Origin of the sequence: Pseudomonas sp. S35 (assembly GCF_009866765.1) — a bacterium.
In the GTDB taxonomy this organism is placed as follows: Bacteria; Pseudomonadota; Gammaproteobacteria; order Pseudomonadales; family Pseudomonadaceae; genus Aquipseudomonas.
This window is the reverse complement of record NZ_CP019431.1, coordinates 780,501-800,818: the sequence shown is the minus strand read 5'-3', so window position 1 is coordinate 800,818 and position 20,318 is coordinate 780,501. Positions and strand designations below refer to the sequence as shown.

The window sequence follows — 20,318 nt, the reverse complement described above, 5'->3', positions numbered from 1 at the left end:
CACAAAATTGGTGGGTCTGGGCAGATTCGAACTGCCGACCTCACCCTTATCAGGGGTGCGCTCTAACCAACTGAGCTACAGACCCAATTTCGGGCTGCTTCTTTATCGTCTTCTTCAATGAATCAAGCAATTCGTGTGGGAACTTATGGAGCAGCTGATGTCGTCGATTAAGGAGGTGATCCAGCCGCAGGTTCCCCTACGGCTACCTTGTTACGACTTCACCCCAGTCATGAATCACACCGTGGTAACCGTCCTCCCGAAGGTTAGACTAGCTACTTCTGGTGCAACCCACTCCCATGGTGTGACGGGCGGTGTGTACAAGGCCCGGGAACGTATTCACCGCGACATTCTGATTCGCGATTACTAGCGATTCCGACTTCACGCAGTCGAGTTGCAGACTGCGATCCGGACTACGATCGGTTTTATGGGATTAGCTCCACCTCGCGGCTTGGCAACCCTCTGTACCGACCATTGTAGCACGTGTGTAGCCCAGGCCGTAAGGGCCATGATGACTTGACGTCATCCCCACCTTCCTCCGGTTTGTCACCGGCAGTCTCCTTAGAGTGCCCACCATAACGTGCTGGTAACTAAGGACAAGGGTTGCGCTCGTTACGGGACTTAACCCAACATCTCACGACACGAGCTGACGACAGCCATGCAGCACCTGTCTCAATGTTCCCGAAGGCACCAATCTATCTCTAGAAAGTTCATTGGATGTCAAGGCCTGGTAAGGTTCTTCGCGTTGCTTCGAATTAAACCACATGCTCCACCGCTTGTGCGGGCCCCCGTCAATTCATTTGAGTTTTAACCTTGCGGCCGTACTCCCCAGGCGGTCAACTTAATGCGTTAGCTGCGCCACTAAGAGCTCAAGGCTCCCAACGGCTAGTTGACATCGTTTACGGCGTGGACTACCAGGGTATCTAATCCTGTTTGCTCCCCACGCTTTCGCACCTCAGTGTCAGTATTAGTCCAGGTGGTCGCCTTCGCCACTGGTGTTCCTTCCTATATCTACGCATTTCACCGCTACACAGGAAATTCCACCACCCTCTACCATACTCTAGTCAGTCAGTTTTGAATGCAGTTCCCAGGTTGAGCCCGGGGATTTCACATCCAACTTAACAAACCACCTACGCGCGCTTTACGCCCAGTAATTCCGATTAACGCTTGCACCCTCTGTATTACCGCGGCTGCTGGCACAGAGTTAGCCGGTGCTTATTCTGTCGGTAACGTCAAAACAATCACGTATTAGGTAACTGCCCTTCCTCCCAACTTAAAGTGCTTTACAATCCGAAGACCTTCTTCACACACGCGGCATGGCTGGATCAGGCTTTCGCCCATTGTCCAATATTCCCCACTGCTGCCTCCCGTAGGAGTCTGGACCGTGTCTCAGTTCCAGTGTGACTGATCATCCTCTCAGACCAGTTACGGATCGTCGCCTTGGTGAGCCATTACCCCACCAACTAGCTAATCCGACCTAGGCTCATCTGATAGCGCAAGGCCCGAAGGTCCCCTGCTTTCTCCCGTAGGACGTATGCGGTATTAGCGTCCGTTTCCGAACGTTATCCCCCACTACCAGGCAGATTCCTAGGCATTACTCACCCGTCCGCCGCTCTCAAGAGAAGCAAGCTTCTCTCTACCGCTCGACTTGCATGTGTTAGGCCTGCCGCCAGCGTTCAATCTGAGCCATGATCAAACTCTTCAGTTCAAACATCTTTGGGTTTTTAAGAAACCCTAAACTTGGCTCAGCAATCGTTGGTTACATCTTTGATTTCTCGCGGAGTAACTTGTTATGCTGATAATCTTGTTGACTATCAGTCTGACTCCACAAGCACCCACACGAATTGCTTGATTCAGTTGTTAAAGAGCGATTGGTTAAGATCTTTCGTCTCAACCGAGGCGCGCATTCTACAGCAGCCTCATTTGCTGTCAAGTGATTATTTTAAGAAGTTTTCAAGGAATCCTTAATAACTTCAACCACTTGCGCTTCAGATCTCTCATCAGCGGGAGGCGAATTCTACAGCGTTACACGCTGCTGTCAACACCTCTTTTTCAACTTCCTTCTGGCTTCGATGAACTGAAGCACCCGCTGCCGAAAACTGCGTAACTCATTGTTTACCAAGGAGTTTTCCGTTTCGACTGCGCCGGAAGTGGGGCGAATTATAGGCTTCCAGAATCTGGCGTCAACCCTCTTTTTCACATTTCTGTCATATAGGTCAAAAAAGCCCCAAAACGCAAAAGCCGGCCCCAAGGGGCCGGCTTTGCCATTAGCGAACCTTACAAGCTAGGGAAGGCGAACTGCGACGCTTCATGGCTGGCCCGCTGTGGCCAGCGCTGGGTAATGGCCTTGCGGCGAGTATAGAAACGCACGCCGTCCGGCCCATAGGCATGCAAGTCGCCAAACAATGAACGCTTCCAGCCGCCAAAGCTGTGATACGCCACCGGCACCGGCAGTGGAACGTTCACCCCGACCATGCCCACTTCAATCTCGTCACAGAACAGCCGCGCCGCCTCACCGTCACGGGTGAAGATGCAGGTACCGTTACCGTATTCGTGATCATTGATCAGTTGCATCGCCGCTTCCAGGCTATCCACCCGCACGACGCACAATACCGGCCCGAAGATTTCTTCTTTATAGATGCGCATCTCTGGCGTCACACGATCAAACAAGCTGCCGCCAAGGAAGAAACCTTCTTCATGCCCGGCAACACTCAAGCCACGACCATCAACGACCAGCTCCGCGCCCGCCGCCACACCGTCTTCTATATAGCCACTGACCTTATCCCGCGCTTGCCCCGTCACCAGCGGCCCCATATCCAGGCCACAAGACGTGCCCGCACCGATCTTCAGCGCCTTGACCTGCGGCACCAGCTTGGCAATCAACGCATCCGCCACCTGATCACCCACGCACACCGCTACCGAGATAGCCATGCAACGCTCGCCGCAAGAGCCATACGCCGCGCCCATCAAGGCACTGACTGCATTGTCCAGGTCCGCATCCGGCATCAGCACCGCATGGTTTTTCGCCCCGCCCAGCGCCTGTACGCGTTTGCCGCGCTTGGTCGCCTCGGAGTAGATGTACTCGGCAATTGGCGTCGAGCCGACAAAACTCAGCGCTTTGACTTCCGGCGCCTCGATCAACGCATCCACCGCGCCCTTATCGCCGTGCACCACGCTCAATACACCTTTAGGCAGGCCAGCTTCCTGCAACAGTTGTGCGATCAACAACGTCGAACTGGGGTCACGCTCCGAAGGTTTCAGGATGAAACAGTTACCGCACACGATTGCCAGCGGGTACATCCACAGCGGCACCATCGCCGGGAAGTTGAACGGCGTAATACCCGCCACCACGCCCAACGGCTGGAAGTCCGACCAGGCATCAATGTTTGGCCCAACGTTGCGGCTGTACTCGCCCTTCAGAATCTCCGGCGCCGAGCACGCATACTCCACGTTCTCGATCCCACGCTTGAGCTCACCGGCTGCGTCTTCCAGGGTCTTGCCGTGCTCCTCGCTGATCAACTGGGAGATACGTGCTTCGTTCTGCTCCAGCAACTGCTTGAAACGAAACATCACCTGGGCACGCTTGGCTGGCGGGGTATTGCGCCAAGCCGGGAAAGCAGCCTTGGCCGCGTCGATAGCCTGTTGAATGGTTTCACGGCTGGCCAACGGCACCTGGTGAATCACCTGGCCGGTGGACGGGTTGTACACGTCGGCACTGCGACCGCTGTCGTTGACCAACTCACCGTTGATCAAATGCTGGATAAGGCTCATGCAGGGCTCCTGAAAAGTTGTTCTATATAGAAGGAGAAATCAGTCGATCTTGTTCAGCACTTCGCCGACCGCATCAAACAGGCGATCCAGATCCTGCGGCTTGCTGTTGAAGGTTGGCCCGAACTGCAGGGTGTCACCACCAAAACGCACGTAGAAACCGGCTTTCCACAAGGCCATGCCGGCCTCGAACGGCCGCACGATCGCATCACCATCACGCGGGGCAATCTGGATCGCACCGGCCAGGCCGTAGTTACGAATGTCGATCACGTTCTTGCTGCCCTTCAATCCGTGCAGCGCATTCTCAAAGTGTGGAGCGACTTCGGCTACGCTCTGCACCAGGTTTTCCTTCTGCAACAGGTCGAGTGCCGCCAAGCCCGCCGCGCAAGCGACGGGGTGCGCCGAATAGGTGTAGCCGTGGGGGAATTCCACCGCGTACTCAGGCGTCGCCTGGTTCATGAAAGTCTGGTAGATCTCGCTGCTGGCGATCACCGCGCCCATTGGGATCGCGCCGTTGGTGACTTGCTTAGCGATGCACATCAGGTCGGGGGTCACGCCGAAGCTATCAGCGCCAAACATCGAGCCGGTGCGGCCGAAACCGGTGATCACTTCGTCGAATACCAGCAGGATATTGTGCTGGTCGCAGATCTCACGCAGACGCTTGAGATAACCCTGCGGCGGCACCAGCACGCCCGCGGAACCGGCCATCGGCTCGACAAACACGGCGGCGATGTTGGAGGCGTCATGCAGCTCGATCAACTTGAGCAGTTCGTCGGCCAACGCGATGCCGCCCAGCTCAGGCATGCCACGGGAGAAGGCATTGCTCGCCAGCAAGGTGTGTGGCAGATGGTCGACGTCCATCATCGCCTGACCAAACATTTTACGATTGCCGTTGACGCCACCCAGGCTGGTGCCCGCGATGTTCACGCCGTGGTAGCCACGGGCCCGGCCGATCATTTTGGTCTTGGTGGCTTGGCCCTTCAGGCGCCAATAAGCACGCACCATCTTCACCGCCGTATCGGCGCACTCGGAGCCGGAGTCGGTAAAGAACACATGATTGAGGTTGCCTGGGGTCAAGTCGGTAATCTTTTCCGCCAGTTGAAAGGACAACGGATGACCGTACTGAAAGCCAGGGGAGTAGTCCAAGGTGCCCAATTGCTTGGCCACCGCTTCCTGGATTTCCTTGCGTGTGTGCCCGGCGCCGCATGTCCACAGGCCCGACAGCGAGTCGTACACCTTGCGCCCCTTGTCATCGGTCAACCAACTGCCTTCAGCGGCCACGATCAGTCGCGGGTCACGCTGGAAGTTACGGTTGGCCGTGTAGGGCATCCAGTGCGCGTCCAACTTCAGTTGGCTGGCCAGGGACGATGGGGCGTTTTCGGGCATGTTCATCAGCAAAACCTCGCAAGGCAAAAGGCAGCGTCGGGATTGAAAAGCGTTGTTGCAGCTAAATTGCCACGGCGATAAAGTCGGTGAAATCCAACTCTTCTAACCTTCAGTCAGGCCTTGACTAAACTATGAGCAGCCGTCGACCCGATCCCCTGGCCCAAGTCAGCGACTTTGATATTCGCCTACTGCGCATCTTTCGCAGTGTGGTGGAGTGCGGTGGCTTTTCGGCAGCAGAAACCGTGCTTGGTATCGGCCGCTCAGCCATCAGCCAGCAAATGAGCGACCTTGAGCAACGCCTTGGCTTAAGGCTCTGCCAACGCGGTCGCGCCGGGTTCTCCCTGACCGAAGAAGGCCGCGAGGTCTACCAATCCGCCCTGCAGCTATTAAGTGCTCTGGAAAGTTTTCGCACCGAAGTCAACGGCCTGCACCAGCATTTGCGTGGGGAGCTGATCATCGGCCTCACCGACAACCTCGTCACCCTGCCCCACATGCGCATCACGCACGCCCTGGCCCAACTAAAGGAGCGCGGCCCGGACGTACAGATCCAGATCCGCATGATCGCCCCCAACGAAGTCGAACAGGGCGTACTCGACGGTCGCCTGCATGTCGGTGTAGTGCCGCAGGCCAGTGCCCTCTCCGGGCTGGAATACCAACCGCTATACAGCGAACGCTCACTGCTCTACTGCGCAGTCGGCCACCCGCTGTTTTACGCCGACAACAAGCAGTTGGACGACGAACGCATCGACAGCCAGGACGCCATCGCCCCGACCTTCCGCTTGCCTGCCGACATCCAGGCTCATTACCAGGCGCTCAACTGCACCGCCAGCGCCTCGGACCGTGAAGGCATGGCGTTCCTGATCCTCACCGGGCGTTACATCGGCTACTTGCCGGACCACTACGCCAGCTTGTGGGTGCAACAAGGCCGACTGCGCGCGCTGAAACCGGCTACACGTTTTTACGATTTGAGCCTCGCATCGGTCACGCGTAAGGGGCGTCGCCCTCATTTGGTGCTGGAGAGCTTTCTCGAAAGCCTGGCCGCAACGCGCTAACTCGGGCCTTACGCAAAAAGCTGAGCAACTGGACAGCTTTTTGCAAGAGCACAAGGACCTAGAACCGTCCGTCACGAGTTTGCCCGCCATGCCACCAGAATCCTCCAGCCCCAGCGACCTGATCTACGGCCTCAACGACCGTCCCAAACCCGCGCCCGCCTTTTTGGCCGCACTGCAACATGTGCTGGCCGCTTTTGTCGGCATCATCACCCCGCCACTGATCATTGGTTCCACCCTGGGCCTGACCGCCCATTTGCCCTACCTGATCAGCATGGCGTTGATGGTGTCCGGTGTCGGCACATTCATCCAGGCGCGTAGGCCATTTGGGATCGGCGCCGGGATGATCTGCCTGCAAGGCACCAGCTTCGCCTTTCTCGGCGCGGTGCTGTCGGCCGGTTTCCTGGTGAAGCAGCGCGGCGGCAGCCCGGAAGACATCATGGCGATGATCTTCGGCGTGTGCTTTTTCGGCGCGTTGGTGCAGATCGTGCTGAGCCGTTTTATCGGCCAACTGCGCCGAGTCATCACGCCGTTGGTTACCGGGATTGTCATCACCCTGATCGGCATCAGCCTGATCAAAGTGGGTATCACCGACCTCGGCGGTGGCTTCAATGCACCGGACTTCGGTGCGCCCACCAACCTGGCGCTGGGCCTGTTCGTGGTGCTGACGATCATCCTGCTCAATCGCTCCAACACGCCCTGGGTGCGGCTCTGCGCGATTATCATCGGCCTGGTGCTTGGTAGCCTGGCCGCGTGGCTCAGCGGCAAACTCGTCCCCCAAGCCCTACCGGATTTACCGCTGGTGAGCCTGCCGATCCCATTTCGCTTTGGCTTCAACTTCGACTGGAGCGCTTTCCTACCGATCGCGCTGATTTACCTGATCAGCAGCATCGAAACCGTCGGCGACCTCACGGCCAACTGCATGATCGCGCGCCAGCCCATCAGCGGCCCCTCCTACATAAGCCGACTCAAGGGCGGCGTACTGGGCGATGGCGTGAGCTGCATGATCGCCGCCACCTTCAGCGCCTTCCCCAACACCACCTTCGCGCAGAACAACGGCGTGATCCAACTCACCGGCGTGGCCAGCCGTTACGTTGGCTTATATATAGGCGTGGTGCTGTTTTGCCTCGGCTTGTTTCCGTTGATTGGCGCGGTGCTGCAGCAAATCCCCAAACCGGTATTGGGCGGCGCGACGCTGGTGATGTTCGGCAGTGTGGCCGCCGCCGGCGTACGCATCCTCGCCCAGGCGCCGCTGGACAGGCGCAGCATGCTGATCATCGCGACGTCGTTTGGCGTCGGCCTGGGCATCGCCGCGCAACCGAACCTGTTGCACCTGATGCCGACGCTGGTGCAGAACCTGTTCGACTCGGCCATCACCAGCGGCGGGCTGACCGCCATCGTGTTGTGCCTGTTACTGCCGGAATCCAAGGCGACCGAGACCGCCGCAAACCAAGCGCCGGAAAGCGACACGCTGGAGCCGCTTTAAGGGTTTTATTGCATCGGGACTTGTCTGAGGCTTGAGGGTGGGTTATCTGTGCACACGTCGTCTCTATCGATCAGCACGGTAATCTCCATGAGCCTCGAAGTTCCTGCCCACAGCAACCACGCCGGTAAGCCCGCCAGCCGCATTCGGCAAAAGAACGAACAAGCGATTCTCCAGGCTGCTGAAGATGAGTTCGCGCGCCATGGCTACAAGGGCACCAGCATGAATACCATTGCTGCGAGTGCCGGGCTGCCCAAGGCCAACCTGCACTACTACTTCACCAATAAGCTGGGCCTGTATATCGCGGTGCTCAGCAATATCCTCGAGCTGTGGGACAGCACCTTCAACACCCTGACCGCCGAGGACGACCCGGCCGTCGCCCTCTCCCGCTACATCCGCACCAAGATGGAGTTTTCGCGGCGCCAGCCCCAGGCCTCGCGCATCTTCGCGATGGAGATCATCAGCGGCGGCGAATGCCTTACCGAATATTTCAGCCAGGACTACCGCACCTGGTTCAGTGGCCGTGCGGCGGTGTTCCAGGCCTGGATCGACGCGGGCAAGATGGACCCCATCGACCCCGTGCACCTGATCTTCCTGCTGTGGGGCAGCACCCAGCATTACGCCGACTTCGCTACCCAGATCTGCCGCGTCACCGGTCGCACCAAGCTGACCAAGCAGGACATGGAAGACGCCGGTACCAACCTGATCCACATCATTCTCAAAGGCTGCGGCATCAAGCCGACCCTCTAGACGAAGCCACTTATGCCTTTCACGCTTACCGGCCTTTGCGAGTTTCGCGAAGAAATACGCAAAAGCCGCTTCATCACCCTCGCCGCACCGATCAGCAGCCCGCAGGACGCCCAGGCGTTTTTCGAGCAACACAGCGACCTGAACGCCACGCACAACTGCTGGGCCTGGAAGCTGGCCGATCAATACCGCAGCAGTGACGACGGCGAACCCGGCGGCACCGCCGGGCGACCAATCCTGGCGGCCATCGAAGCCCAGGGTTTTGATCAGGTCGCCGTGTTGGTGATTCGCTGGTATGGCGGTATCCAGCTGGGTACCGGCGGCCTGGCCCGCGCCTATGGCGGCGGCGCAAACAAATGCCTGCAGAATGCCGAACGCCTCGAACTGATCAGCCGCGTACCGCTGAGTTGCGCCTGTGGCTTCTCCGAGTTGAACCTGGTGAAACTGCGCGTCGCCGAACTGGGTGGGCTGGTGGTCGAAGAAACCTTCACCGCCAACGGCGTCGACCTGCAACTTGCACTGGGCGAAGCCCACATCGACACACTGCAAACCCAACTGGCCGACCTGAGCCGTGGGCGCATCCTGCTGCAACGCTGAAACTGTTACTGTTATTTGCTGAACTCCCCTGAACCGCGACTCCAAAGGAAGCTTTTCATGTCTACGCCAAAAACCGCACTGATCATCGGCGCCTCGCGCGGGCTGGGCCTTGGCCTGGTCAAGCAATTGCTCCAGGACGGCTGGGACGTGACCGCCACCGTGCGAGACCCGAGCAAGGCCGATGCATTGAAAGCCGTAGGCCCGGTGCAGATCGAAAAACTCGACATGGACGATCAGCAAGCCGTGATCGCCCTGGCCCAGCGCCTCAAAGAGCGCACCTTCGACCTGCTGTTCGTCAACGCCGGCGTCAAGGGCCCGGCCAACCAGGAGCCCGGTCACGCGACCCTGGCGGAAGTCGGCCAGCTGTTCTTCACCAACGCCGTGGCACCGATCAACCTGGCGCAGCGCTTTGTCGGGCAGATCCGCAAGGACAGCGGCGTACTGGCGTTCATGAGTTCGGTGCTGGGCAGCGTCACTATTCCTGATGGCTCGGACCTGGCGCTGTACAAGGCCAGCAAGGCCGCGCTCAACTCCATGACCAACAGCTTCATCACCCAATTGGGCGACCACAAGCTAACGGTGCTGTCGCTGCACCCGGGCTGGGTCAAGACCGACATGGGCGGCGAAAACGCGCACATCGATGTGGACACCAGCGTTCGCGGCCTGGTGGATCAGGTAAATGCCTACACCGGCAAGGGCGGCCATCACTTTGTGGACTACAAGGGCGACACCATCGCCTGGTAAATAATGTGGGACGGGCGGTTTTCCTACGGGTAGACCAGACCCGGAACTACACGTAATCTAGCGCCTCGCCCTCACCGGCGACCCTGGATCAGCAGACAGGGCAACACTGAGCTGGCAAACCTGAACCCATCATTCAGAGGAGCCGGCCAATGCCTGCGACCCGTATCTGGTTAAAAAACCCCCTCGCGATCTTCACTGCCAATGGCCTCGATGCCCGTGGCGGCCTGGTGCTGCAAAACGGTGTGATCACCGAAGTGCTGGCCCAGGGGCAAGCGCCCACACAACCCTGCGCAGAAGTGTTCGATGCCCGCGAGCATGTGGTCTTGCCGGGCCTGATCAACACCCACCATCACTTCTATCAAACCCTCACCCGTGCCTGGGCGCCGGTGGTCAATCAGCCGTTGTTCCCATGGCTGAAAACCCTGTATCCGGTGTGGGCGCGACTCACGCCGGAGAAACTCGCCCTAGCCACCAAAGTCGCACTGGCCGAGTTGCTGCTCTCAGGCTGCACCACCGCAGCCGACCACCACTACCTGTTCCCCGACGGTCTGGAAAATGCCATCGACGTGCAAGTGCAAAGCGTGCGCGAGCTGGGCATGCGCGCCATGCTCACCCGGGGTTCCATGAGCCTGGGCGAAGCCGACGGCGGCCTGCCACCGCAACAGACCGTGCAACAAGGCCAAGTGATCCTTGACGACAGCCAGCGCCTGATCCGCGACTACCACGAGCGCGGCGACGGTGCGCAGGTCCAGATTGCCCTGGCGCCCTGCTCGCCGTTCTCCGTCACCCCGGAAATCATGCAAGCCAGCGCCGAGTTGGCCAACGGCCTTGACGTGCGCCTGCACACCCACTTGGCGGAAACCCTCGACGAGGAAGACTTCTGCCTGCAACGCTTTGGCCTGCGCACCGTGGATTACCTCGACAGCGTCGGGTGGCTAGGCCCACGTACCTGGCTGGCCCATGGCATTCACTTCAACCCGGATGAAATCGCGCGCCTGGGTGCAGCCGGCACCGGTATCTGCCATTGCCCAAGCTCGAACATGCGTCTGGCGTCCGGCATCTGCCCGACCCTCGACCTGTTGGCTGCCGGCGCACCTATCGGCCTCGGCGTTGACGGTTCTGCGTCCAACGATGCGTCGAACATGATCCTCGAAGCGCGACAGGCCCTGTACATCCAGCGCCTGCGTTACGGCGCAGAAAAGATCACCCCCGAAGGTGTGCTGGGCTGGGCCACCAAAGGTTCGGCGCAGTTGCTGGGGCGTACGGACATTGGTGAGTTGGCCGTCGGCAAACAGGCAGATCTGGCGCTGTTCAAACTCGATGAGCTGAGGTTCTCCGGCAGCCATGATCCGATTTGCGCACTGCTGTTGTGTGGTGCGGATCGGGCCGATCGGGTGATGGTAGGCGGCAAATGGCGGGTCATTGATGGCCAGGTGGAAGGGCTGGACCTGAAAGGCTTGATCGCCGATCACACCCAGGCGGCTCGACAGCTTATCGCCGGAACCTAAGCAAACACCGTTCAATATGTGGGAGAGAGAGTGTCAGATTTTTTGTGTGCGGGCCGGTTACGGCCTGCCGTCAGGCAGGCCCTAGCTTTACCAGGTCGGCCTGATAAATCGATCTCCGTACAGAATCGAAAATTGATTCATCGCGCTCTTCCAATCATGAGCTGCGCTGCCCCAGTTCGCGGTGATATTTCGCAATGCCAGCCAGATTAGTTTTGTCGCGGCCTCATCCGTTGGGAAGTGGCCTCGCGTCTTGATGATCTTGCGCAACTGGGCATTGATACTCTCGATGGCGTTGGTTGTGTAGATCACTTTGCGTATCGCCGGGGGAAACACAAAGAACGGTATAACTCGATCCCAAGCACGTTTCCAAGCCGATACGACCGTCGGATATTGCTTACCCCAAGGCCCGGCTTCGAAAGCCAGTAGCGCTTGTTCTGCAGCGTCAACATTGAGTGCTTGATAGATCGGCTTCAGTGCCTTGGCCAGCTCACGGCGCTTATCCCACGGGGCGTAATCGAGGCTGTTACGGATCAAGTGGACGATACAGGTCTGCAATGTCGTCTCAGGAAATACAGCACTCAGCGCTTCGGGCATGCCTTTGAGACCATCAGTCACCGCGATCAAGACGTCTTCGACACCTCGGGTTTTCAGGTCGTTAAAGACCTTCATCCAAAACTTGGCGCCTTCGGTTGTTTCAATCCAAATTCCCAGGATATCTCGCGTTCCGTCCGGCAATACTCCCAGTGCCAAGTAAATCGCTTTGTTGCGAACCAGGCCTTCGTCGCGAATTTTGACTCGCAATGCATCGAAGAAAATTACCGGGTACATCGGTTCAAGCGGTCGCTGTTGCCAGGCGGTAACCTCCTCCAAAACTGCGTCAGTGACAGAACTGATGAAGTCGTGGGAGACGTCTGTTCCGTACTGTTCCGAGAGAAACGCCCGGATTTCGCGAACCGTCATACCTCGGGCATACATCGCGATGATCTTGTCATCAAAGCCTGTAAAACGGCGCTCATGCTTAGGGATCAAGATCGGGGCAAAGCTTCCATCGCGATCTCTGGGAATGTCGAGACGCAACGGGCCGTCATCGGTCAGCACCGTTTTGCCACTTTTGCCGTTGCGTTGGTTGCTCGATTCCTCAGGGCGCTCCGCGCCCTGAGGGTAGCCAAGGTGGTGGCCCAACTCGGCACCAAGGGCTCGCTCGATAAGTGCCTTTTTAAACGCCATCGAGGCATCCTGAATGGCTTCGGCACTCATCGGGCCGCTGACGAACTGGTCGATCAGCTCTTTTGGAATAGATGGAAGGTCTCGCAGGGCCTCACGGGCCGGTTTCTTTTTGGTCGGCATACATGCACCTCTATCAACATGTTATGCCCGAACACAAAATTTATGACAGTCCCGTGGGAGAGGGCTTGCCCCCTCCCACACTTTTATCTGCTGTGTTCCTACAACCCCAGCAGGGACAACATGATAAACGTCGCAAACAACACAAAATGGGTCATCCCTTCGATGGCGTTGGTTTCGCCATCGTTGAGGTTGATCGCGCTGACGATCAACGTGATAAACACCATCACCGTTTGCACCGGCGTCATCGCCATCTGGAACGGTTGGCCAGTGTAAAGCGCCATGGCCTCCATCACCGGCACCGTCAGAATCACCGTCGACAACGACGCACCCAGTGCAATGTTCACCACCGACTGCATGCGGTTGGCCAATGCGGCGCGCAACGCCGTGAGGATTTCCGGCGCAGCAGAGATAGCCGCCACCACAATCGCGGTGATCACCGGCGGTGCGCCCGTGCCTTCGAGGCCCAGGTCGAGGGTCTTGGACATCACCTCGGCCAGCGCGCCAATCACAATCACGCCAAACACCAGGGTGCCAATGGAGAACGCCAGGTTCACCGGCGGCATTTGCTCTTCTTCCGGCAGTTTCTTGCGACGTTTTTCCGGATAGCTGTAGCTGAAGAAATAGCTGTGTGGCCCCACCTGCATGCGCAGGAACAAGGTGTAGAGCACCACCATCGCGCCAATGGTGAAGGCCGAGTAAATTTTCCAGTCGGCTTCGGGGATAAATTCCGGCACCACCATCGACACACCCATGGCAGTGAGGATCATCACGCTGTAGGTGCGCGCCGAATCATCGTTGTAGGACTGCTCGCCATGCTTGATGCCCCCCATCAACGCGGCCAGGCCAAGGATGCCGTTGATATCGAGCATCACCGCCGAATAGATCGTGTCGCGCACCAGCGTCGGCGACGGCTCGTTACTCATCATGATCGCCAGGATCACCACCTCCACCAGCACGGCGGCCAGGGTCAGGATCATGGTGCCATAGGGATCGCCGACTTTTTCCGCCAGTTGCTCGGCGTGGTGCGCCACGCGCATCGACGCCACCACGATAAAGCCGATCAGCGCCACGCCGGCCAGCAGCGCCACCATTTGCCCACTGTGCAGCATCCACTGCTCCAGCGGGTAGGCGGCGATGGCGGCAATCAGCGCCAGCAGCATGAATTTTTCTTGCTTGAGGGAAGTGAGCATTCCGGGCCTTTTAGTGCGGCAAATCAGTCATTGATGGGGTACAGACTGCGCCACGCCGCTAACGTTTCGTTACACCTTAGTTCACATCCCTCTTGCGCGAACAAAACGAATACTCTCCTGCCGGTCAGGTTTTACCGATTATTTCGGCCATGCCCTGTAGAATGCCACCATTGCACCTGATGAGAATTTAGACATGTACGATTGGCTCAACGCCCTGCCCAAGGCTGAACTGCACCTGCACCTGGAAGGCTCACTGGAGCCTGAGCTGCTGTTCGCCCTGGCCGAGCGCAACAAGATTGCGCTGCCATGGAACGACGTCGAAACCCTGCGCAAGGCCTACGCCTTCAACAACCTGCAAGAGTTTCTCGACCTGTATTACAAAGGCGCCGATGTGCTGCGCACGTCCCAGGACTTCTACGACCTGACCTGGGCCTACCTGCTGCGCTGCAAAGCGCAGAACGTGATCCACACCGAACCGTTCTTCGACCCGCAGACCCACACCGACCGTGGCGTGCCGTTCGAAGTGGTACTCAACGGCATCGCCGCTGCACTCAAAGATGGCGAGCAGCAACTGGGTATCACCAGCGGCTTGATCCTCAGCTTCCTGCGCCACCTGAGCGAAGACGAAGCCCAGAAAACCCTCGACCAGGCGCTGCCGTTCCGTGACGCGTTCGTGGCCGTGGGCCTGGACAGTTCGGAAATGGGTCACCCGCCGAGCAAGTTCCAGCGCGTGTTCGACCGTGCCCGCCACGAAGGCTTCCTCACCGTGGCCCACGCTGGCGAAGAAGGCCCGCCGGAGTACATCTGGGAAGCCATCGACCTGCTGAAAATCCAGCGTATCGACCATGGTGTGCGTGCCATCGAAGACGAACGCCTGATGCAGCGCATCATCGATGAACAGATCCCACTCACCGTGTGCCCGCTGTCCAACACCAAGCTCTGCGTGTTCGACGACATGGCCCAGCACAACATCCTCGACATGCTTGAGCGTGGCGTGAAAGTGACGGTGAACTCGGATGACCCGGCGTACTTCGGTGGGTATGTCACCGAGAACTTCCACGCGCTGTATACCTCGCTGGGCATGACCCAGGACCAGGCCAAACGCCTGGCGCAGAACAGCCTTGATGCGCGACTCGTCAAGCCCTGACACGATCGAAATGCGTAGATGAGCGCCTGTTGCGAGGGGACGTGTTCCCACGCAACAGGCGACTTGGGCCTACAGCGTGGCCAGTCGGGTGATTTCATCCAAACCAGTGTCGTTGACCTGCAACGCCTGGGACTCGTTGACCAGGCTGATCCAGTTCGACTGCATAAACAGTTGCAACAACCCCGCCCCCAGCGCACCACCCAGGTGCGGTTGCTGCTGGCTCCAGTCGAAGCAGTCACATACCAGCGGCGACGCCAGTGCCTGGGTAAAAATGCCGAGGCCCGCAAAGTGCTGCACACCCTTGAGCGTGACGCTGATGCGTTGCTCATGGCGCTCGATCCACCCCGCCGCCGCCATCCGTTCATACAACCCCGCCGCCAGCTCGCCCCCCAGGTGCCCATGGCACAGTCGCGCACGACGCAATGACGGCGGAGCCACCAGGACCAGCGTTGGAGCATCGGGTGTGCTGCGGGTCGCACTGGCCAGAGTGGTACTGGCCAAGGCATCGATGGCGGCGCTGACGTCGGCAGCCGCCACGCGGAACAACCGCTTGCCACGTCGCGCTTCGATCCGCAGCAGACCGCCACCCGTCAACCGTGCCAGATGGGCATTGGCCGAGGCCGGCGACAGCCCGGTAAGTGTCGCCAGCTCTTCGGACGACTTGGCCGAGCCATCCATCAAGGACCAGAGCATAGCGGTGCGTTTTGGCTCAGCCAGCAAGCCGGCGATCTGACTGATGCAAGGTGCTGCTTCCATCGGTTCACTCCCTGTCGAATTATTTTTGTATTACGGTGGCGCCAAAGTATAGGTGCACCAACTGCCAGTTCCGCGGCGTCTGACAGCTCGAATGGGGACAGGATCTGCGTGAAATGTCCTGCTGTGATGAAGGCTATTGCCCAACGCTCACTCGCGCTGGCAACTGTGCGGTCAATCTCGCACAGCGAGACACCAGCATTTCCCGCAACAGATTGATGGGTTTGCTCAACTGCGCACGGTGGGCACACAATAAATTCAACGGCGTACGCTCACCGCGCAGCTCCGGCAGGATCAGGCGCAAACGCCCGGCCAGCACGTCGGTGCTGACATCGAGCCAGGATTTGTAGGCAATCCCCACTCCCGCCACCGCCCAGCGGCGCACCACATCGGCATCGTCGCTGAAGCGATCGCCACTGACCGTCATACTGACGTCACGCTTACCGTCGTGGAAGCTCCAGTGGTCATGCACGCGGCTACCGAGCATGTACAACAAGCAATTGTGCTGGGCCAGTTGTTCCAGGTGTCGCGGTTCACCGTGGCGCGCAAGATAGCTGGGGGCCGCGCACAACACGCGAACGTTGTCCGGTGCCACGGGCAGTGCGATGAGGCTGGAATCTTCTGGCTCGCCATAGCGCAGGGCGATGTCCACCGGCTGGCGGAACAGGTCGGCAATACGATCCCCCAACAACAGCCGGACGTTGAGTTGCGGGTACTCGCCCTGAAACTCATCCAGCCACGGCAGCAATTGGTTGCGGCCAAAATCCGACGGGGCCGACAGTTGCAACACACCGCTGACATGATCCTGGCCACTGGCCAATAGGCGCCGCCCCTCGTCCAGCGAACTCAGCGCCGCGCGGGCGTACTCCAAAAAGCCTTCACCTTCAGCCGTCAGGCGCAGGCTGCGGGTGGAGCGCGCCAGCAAGCGTGCGCCCAGTTGTTGCTCGATACGCTTGAGCGCCGCGCTGGCCACCGCAGGCGACAAATCCATCACTCGCGCCGCCGCCGATAAACTACCCAGGTCCGCCGCGCGTACAAACAACTGCAAATCATCAAAGCGCAGCATCCAGCCCACCCATTATCAAAATTTTGTTGAAACAGAGTGCTGTTTTAGCGGCTTTTATCTTCATGGGAAATAGCCAATCATCTGTCCATCCCGTTTATCACCTCCTACAGCACACTCTTTTGCGGAGCCCTCATGAAAGCCATTGCCTACTACGCATCTCTGCCCATCAACGATGAAAAATCCCTGCAAGACATCGAACTGCCAGAGCCAGTCGCCGGCCCCCGCGAGCTGCTGGTAGAAGTCAAAGCCATCTCGGTCAACCCGGTGGACACCAAGGTGCGCCAGAACGTCGCCCCGGAAAACGGCGCCGCCAAGGTGCTGGGCTGGGACGTGGCCGGCGTGGTCAAGGCGGTCGGCAGTGACGTGACACTGTTCAAGGTCGGCGACAAGGTGTTCTACGCAGGTTCGCTGATACGCCCAGGTGGCAACAGCGAACGGCACACCGTGGACGAACGCATCGTCGGCCACATGCCCAAGAGCCTGGGGTTTGCCGAGGCCGCCGCACTGCCGCTGACCGCTATCACCGCCTGGGAACTGCTGTTTGAGCGCCTGCAAGTGCGCGAAGGTAAAGAAGACGAAGGCCAGAGCCTGCTGATTGTCGGTGCCGCCGGTGGCGTGGGCTCGATCCTGACCCAATTGGCCAGCCAGCTCACCGCATTGAACGTAATTGGCACCGCCTCGCGCCCGCAAACCCAGGCGTGGACCACCGCCCTCGGCGCCGACCTGGTGATCGACCACAGTCAACCCCTGAGCGAAGCACTGAAGCAGGCCGGCCATCCACAAGTGACCCACGTCGCCAGCCTGACCCAGACCGACCATCACCTGGACCAACTGGTGGAAGCACTCCAACCCCAAGGCAAGCTGGCGCTGATCGACGACCCCAAGGCGCTGGACATAAGCAAACTCAAGCGCAAGAGCCTGTCGTTGCATTGGGAGTTCATGTACACCCGTTCGATGTTCGAGACGCCAGACATGATCGAGCAGCACAACCTGCTCAATCGCGTAGCCGGGCTGATCGACGCCGGCACCTTGAGAACCACGGTGGGTGAGCACTTCGGTGTGATCAATGCGGCGAACCTGCGCCGTGCCCACGCGCTGCTGGAAAGCGGCAAGGCCAAGGGCAAGATCGTGCTGGAAGGTTTCTGACAATAACGGCTGTCAGTGTCGTCCATTATTCGTGTAGGTGATGGACGACACCGCTAGTCAGAGAGTTGATCTTTGTCATAGGGGGGAGCGTATTCGGGGTTTATATTGGCCGCCTTTGCCACGATTCTTTTACGCGAGGAAGTCAGCAATGAAGATCCTGATAAAAGCGTTAGCAAAATCCCAGTGGGAGGTCCGCCTGGACCAAAAGGCCATTACTTTCCACACTGAGGCCGAGGCCCGTGCCTTTGCCAATACCCTGCAAGCGCGCATCCAGGCGCCCCACCGCTTTCCGATCAGCCAGCAACACTGCGCTGCTGGCTGACCCGCTCTTCAGACCTGCGCTTGCGCGGCTCTCGCCCGCTGCAGGCGCTGGGTCGACACCGCGACGGTCACCGCCAATACACCGCACAAGCTGATGACCATCGCCATCGGCATCGCCGTGCCATCGTGCAACACCCCCACCAACGACGCCGCCCCCGCCGCCACACCAAACTGGATGCAACCGAGCAACGCCGACGCACTGCCAGCCCGTGCACCCTGCCCGCTCATGGCGCAGGCCGAGGTGTTGGGCAAAATGCAGCCCAGGCTGGCGATGCAGATAAACAGCGGCACCAGCAATGGCCACAGTGCATCGGTGTGCAAAGCCGTGATGCCCAGCAGCGACAGACCCGCCAGCAAATACACCCACACCGAACGCGACAGCAAAAACGCCGGGCCGCGCTTGGCCAGCAGGCGTGCATTGAGCTGCGCCACCAGGATGAAGCCGGCGGCGTTGGAGCCGAATACCCAGCCGTAATGCTCAGCAGGCACGCCATAGAGTTTGATAAACACGAACGGTGAACCGGCGATGTAGGCAAACATCCCGGCAATCGATAGCGCGCCGGTCAGCGCGTAACCGAGGTAAACCCGGTCCGACAGCAAACCGAAGTAGCGGCGCAGCGAGCCCGACAACGGCTGGCGTGGCTGATGGGCTGGAAAGGTCTCCGGCAGGCCGAATGCCACAGCAACGGCGGCCATCACACTGAAGATCGTCAACGCCAGGAAGATCGACTGCCAGCCCCACAACCCAACCATCACCCCGCCGGCCAACGGCGCGAGGATCGGCGCCAGGCCGGTCACCAGCATCAATTGTGAAAACACCTTGGCCGAGCCCACGGCATCACACTTATCGCTGACCACTGCGCGGGAAATCACCATGCCTGCGCAACCGCCCAAGGCCTGCACAAAGCGCGCACCAATCAGCCAATCCAGGGACGGCGCGTAGGCGCAGGCGAAGGACGCCAGGGTAAATAGCGTAACGCCGCTGAGCAACGGCCCGCGTCGCCCGAAACGGTCCGCCAGCGGGCCGTAGATCAATTGGCCAATGGCCAGGCCGGCAAAGTACACCGCCAGGGTCAGCTGGATGTGCTTTTCATCGGTGGCAAACGCCGTGGCCATGGCCGGAAAGCCCGGCAGGTAAAAGTCGATCGCCAGCGGCGCGAAGGCGCTCAAGGCACCCAGGATCAGGATTATGCGAAGGTTCATCAGGCACCCAAGAGAGTCGGCAGCCCGACAGTCTAGCCGGGCCTGGGTGCCTTGAACATTAAGTTAGCTCGCTAACTATCAAAATCAGGCGAGCTTGGCGCTGTAGCCTTCTTCGGTGATCAAGCTGATCACCTCTTCGGCAGACAAGCGGCTTTGCACGCCCACTTCCTTGGCGGCCAGGTCGACCTTCACGCTGGCCGCCGGATCCTGGCTCTGCACCGCCTGTGTCACCGCCCGGACGCAATGGCCGCAGGTCATTCCTTCAACGCTGAATACTTGCATGACATGACTCCTTTGATGAGGTTGAACCCAGTCTCGACCTTGCCACGATGGCAAGGTCAAGTTCTGAAAACATCGGCCGGGCTGGTATTCGGTGGCACTGTCGGCCAAGCTTGAGCCATCTTTGATTTACACCACGGAGCATTCGCCATGCGCTGGTCGTTTTTTGCCCTTGCCGGCTTGATGAGTTTGTCTGCCGCTGCGCCCATGGCCAGTGCCGATCAAGACTATGCCGTGCTGATCATTTCCCGGGAACGCCTGGAAGTGCTGACCAACTGCGAGATCGGCCTGTACCTGAATGACCAGCTTGCGGGCCGGCTGTACCAGGAACAGGCCACCTCCTTCAACCTGCCTGCTGGCGATGTGTCGCTGCGCCTCAAGCTGCTGCCGGGGCAAGCGCCCGGCTGCCTGCCGGGCCTGCTCGCCCCGCCCGCGCAGAACATCTCGCTCAAGGCCGGTGATGTACGCAAGTTGCGGATCGCCCAAGGCCCGGACGGCATGTACCTCAAAGCCGCTGCACTGGATTACTGAAGGCGCTTGACCTTACCCACAGGTCAAGGTTGATCCTTAGGGCAACTTCTCCTGGA

The 20,318-nt window shown here is 59.3% G+C and carries 18 protein-coding genes, 1 tRNA gene and 1 rRNA gene; 10 read left to right on the top strand and 10 right to left on the bottom strand.

Features of this window, described 5'->3' with window-relative positions; genetic code table 11:
* Positions 1 to 8: 8 nt before the first annotated feature.
* The 4 genes from PspS35_RS03400 to PspS35_RS03385 all read right to left on the bottom strand — a co-directional run bounded on the left by PspS35_RS03400 (position 9) and on the right by PspS35_RS03385 (position 5,157).
* Positions 9 to 85 (bottom strand) — tRNA-Ile (locus PspS35_RS03400).
* Positions 86 to 168: 83 nt separating this feature from the next.
* A 16S ribosomal RNA gene (locus tag PspS35_RS03395) occupies positions 169 to 1,705 on the bottom strand.
* Positions 1,706 to 2,274: 569 nt separating this feature from the next.
* Complete coding sequence (locus PspS35_RS03390) at positions 2,275 to 3,768, bottom strand: CoA-acylating methylmalonate-semialdehyde dehydrogenase (RefSeq protein ID WP_159932785.1); 1,494 nt, start codon at positions 3,766 to 3,768, stop codon at positions 2,275 to 2,277.
* Positions 3,769 to 3,807: 39 nt separating this feature from the next.
* A complete protein-coding gene (locus PspS35_RS03385) occupies positions 3,808 to 5,157 on the bottom strand; it encodes an aspartate aminotransferase family protein (protein ID WP_032887096.1) in 1,350 nt (449 codons plus the stop codon).
* A gap of 125 nt (positions 5,158 to 5,282) precedes the next feature.
* Here PspS35_RS03385 and PspS35_RS03380 point away from each other — a divergent pair, with 125 nt between their 5' ends.
* The 6 genes from PspS35_RS03380 (at position 5,283) to PspS35_RS03355 (ending at position 11,279) form a co-directional block, all read left to right on the top strand.
* Positions 5,283 to 6,203, top strand: coding sequence for a LysR family transcriptional regulator (locus PspS35_RS03380; protein WP_159932784.1), 921 nt, complete (start codon positions 5,283 to 5,285; stop codon positions 6,201 to 6,203).
* Positions 6,204 to 6,291: 88 nt separating this feature from the next.
* Positions 6,292 to 7,686 (top strand): nucleobase:cation symporter-2 family protein, encoded by a 1,395-nt coding sequence (locus tag PspS35_RS03375; RefSeq protein ID WP_159932783.1) that lies wholly within the window; start codon positions 6,292 to 6,294, stop codon positions 7,684 to 7,686.
* Positions 7,687 to 7,773: 87 nt separating this feature from the next.
* Positions 7,774 to 8,433, top strand: coding sequence for a TetR/AcrR family transcriptional regulator (locus tag PspS35_RS03370; RefSeq protein WP_122310327.1), 660 nt, complete (start codon positions 7,774 to 7,776; stop codon positions 8,431 to 8,433).
* Positions 8,434 to 8,445: 12 nt separating this feature from the next.
* Complete coding sequence (locus PspS35_RS03365; protein ID WP_159932782.1) at positions 8,446 to 9,027, top strand: YigZ family protein; 582 nt, start codon at positions 8,446 to 8,448, stop codon at positions 9,025 to 9,027.
* Positions 9,028 to 9,084: 57 nt separating this feature from the next.
* Entirely contained in the window at positions 9,085 to 9,771 is a 687-nt protein-coding gene (locus PspS35_RS03360) for an SDR family oxidoreductase (RefSeq protein WP_099583555.1), read from the top strand.
* 149 nt (positions 9,772 to 9,920) lie between these two features.
* Complete coding sequence (locus tag PspS35_RS03355; RefSeq protein WP_159932781.1) at positions 9,921 to 11,279, top strand: 8-oxoguanine deaminase; 1,359 nt, start codon at positions 9,921 to 9,923, stop codon at positions 11,277 to 11,279.
* 87 nt (positions 11,280 to 11,366) lie between these two features.
* Here the strand turns inward: PspS35_RS03355 and PspS35_RS03350 are convergent, their stop codons facing one another.
* Both PspS35_RS03350 and PspS35_RS03345 read right to left on the bottom strand, forming a co-directional pair.
* Entirely contained in the window at positions 11,367 to 12,626 is a 1,260-nt protein-coding gene (locus PspS35_RS03350) for an IS256 family transposase (protein ID WP_159932780.1), read from the bottom strand.
* 98 nt (positions 12,627 to 12,724) lie between these two features.
* Entirely contained in the window at positions 12,725 to 13,816 is a 1,092-nt protein-coding gene (locus PspS35_RS03345) for a calcium:proton antiporter (protein WP_159932779.1), read from the bottom strand.
* Between the two features lie 193 nt (positions 13,817 to 14,009).
* On the opposite strand from PspS35_RS03345, the gene PspS35_RS03340 reads away from it, so the two are divergent.
* The gene (locus tag PspS35_RS03340) at positions 14,010 to 14,963 is read left to right on the top strand and encodes an adenosine deaminase (protein WP_003171521.1); all 954 of its coding nucleotides are present in this window, start codon (positions 14,010 to 14,012) and stop codon (positions 14,961 to 14,963) included.
* A gap of 69 nt (positions 14,964 to 15,032) precedes the next feature.
* On the opposite strand, the gene PspS35_RS03335 is transcribed toward PspS35_RS03340, so the two are convergent.
* Entirely contained in the window at positions 15,033 to 15,719 is a 687-nt protein-coding gene (locus PspS35_RS03335; protein ID WP_159932778.1) for a helix-turn-helix transcriptional regulator, read from the bottom strand.
* Positions 15,720 to 15,852: 133 nt separating this feature from the next.
* The gene (locus PspS35_RS03330) at positions 15,853 to 16,782 is read right to left on the bottom strand and encodes a LysR family transcriptional regulator (RefSeq protein WP_159932777.1); all 930 of its coding nucleotides are present in this window, start codon (positions 16,780 to 16,782) and stop codon (positions 15,853 to 15,855) included.
* Positions 16,783 to 16,914: 132 nt separating this feature from the next.
* Between PspS35_RS03330 and PspS35_RS03325 the strand changes: the two genes are divergently transcribed.
* Both PspS35_RS03325 and PspS35_RS30000 read left to right on the top strand, forming a co-directional pair.
* On the top strand, positions 16,915 to 17,928 hold the full coding sequence (locus PspS35_RS03325) for a zinc-binding alcohol dehydrogenase family protein (protein WP_159932776.1): 1,014 nt from the start codon (positions 16,915 to 16,917) through the stop codon (positions 17,926 to 17,928).
* A gap of 148 nt (positions 17,929 to 18,076) precedes the next feature.
* Positions 18,077 to 18,250, top strand: coding sequence for a hypothetical protein (locus PspS35_RS30000; RefSeq protein WP_174244781.1), 174 nt, complete (start codon positions 18,077 to 18,079; stop codon positions 18,248 to 18,250).
* 8 nt (positions 18,251 to 18,258) lie between these two features.
* Here PspS35_RS30000 and PspS35_RS03320 read toward each other — a convergent pair whose 3' ends face one another.
* Together PspS35_RS03320 and PspS35_RS03315 are read right to left on the bottom strand one after the other, a co-directional pair.
* Positions 18,259 to 19,452, bottom strand: coding sequence for a multidrug effflux MFS transporter (locus tag PspS35_RS03320; protein ID WP_159932775.1), 1,194 nt, complete (start codon positions 19,450 to 19,452; stop codon positions 18,259 to 18,261).
* Positions 19,453 to 19,536: 84 nt separating this feature from the next.
* A complete protein-coding gene (locus PspS35_RS03315; RefSeq protein WP_159932774.1) occupies positions 19,537 to 19,734 on the bottom strand; it encodes a cation transporter in 198 nt (65 codons plus the stop codon).
* 147 nt (positions 19,735 to 19,881) lie between these two features.
* Between PspS35_RS03315 and PspS35_RS03310 the strand changes: the two genes are divergently transcribed.
* On the top strand, positions 19,882 to 20,262 hold the full coding sequence (locus tag PspS35_RS03310) for a hypothetical protein (RefSeq protein ID WP_159932773.1): 381 nt from the start codon (positions 19,882 to 19,884) through the stop codon (positions 20,260 to 20,262).
* The last annotated feature ends 56 nt before the right edge of the window (positions 20,263 to 20,318 follow it).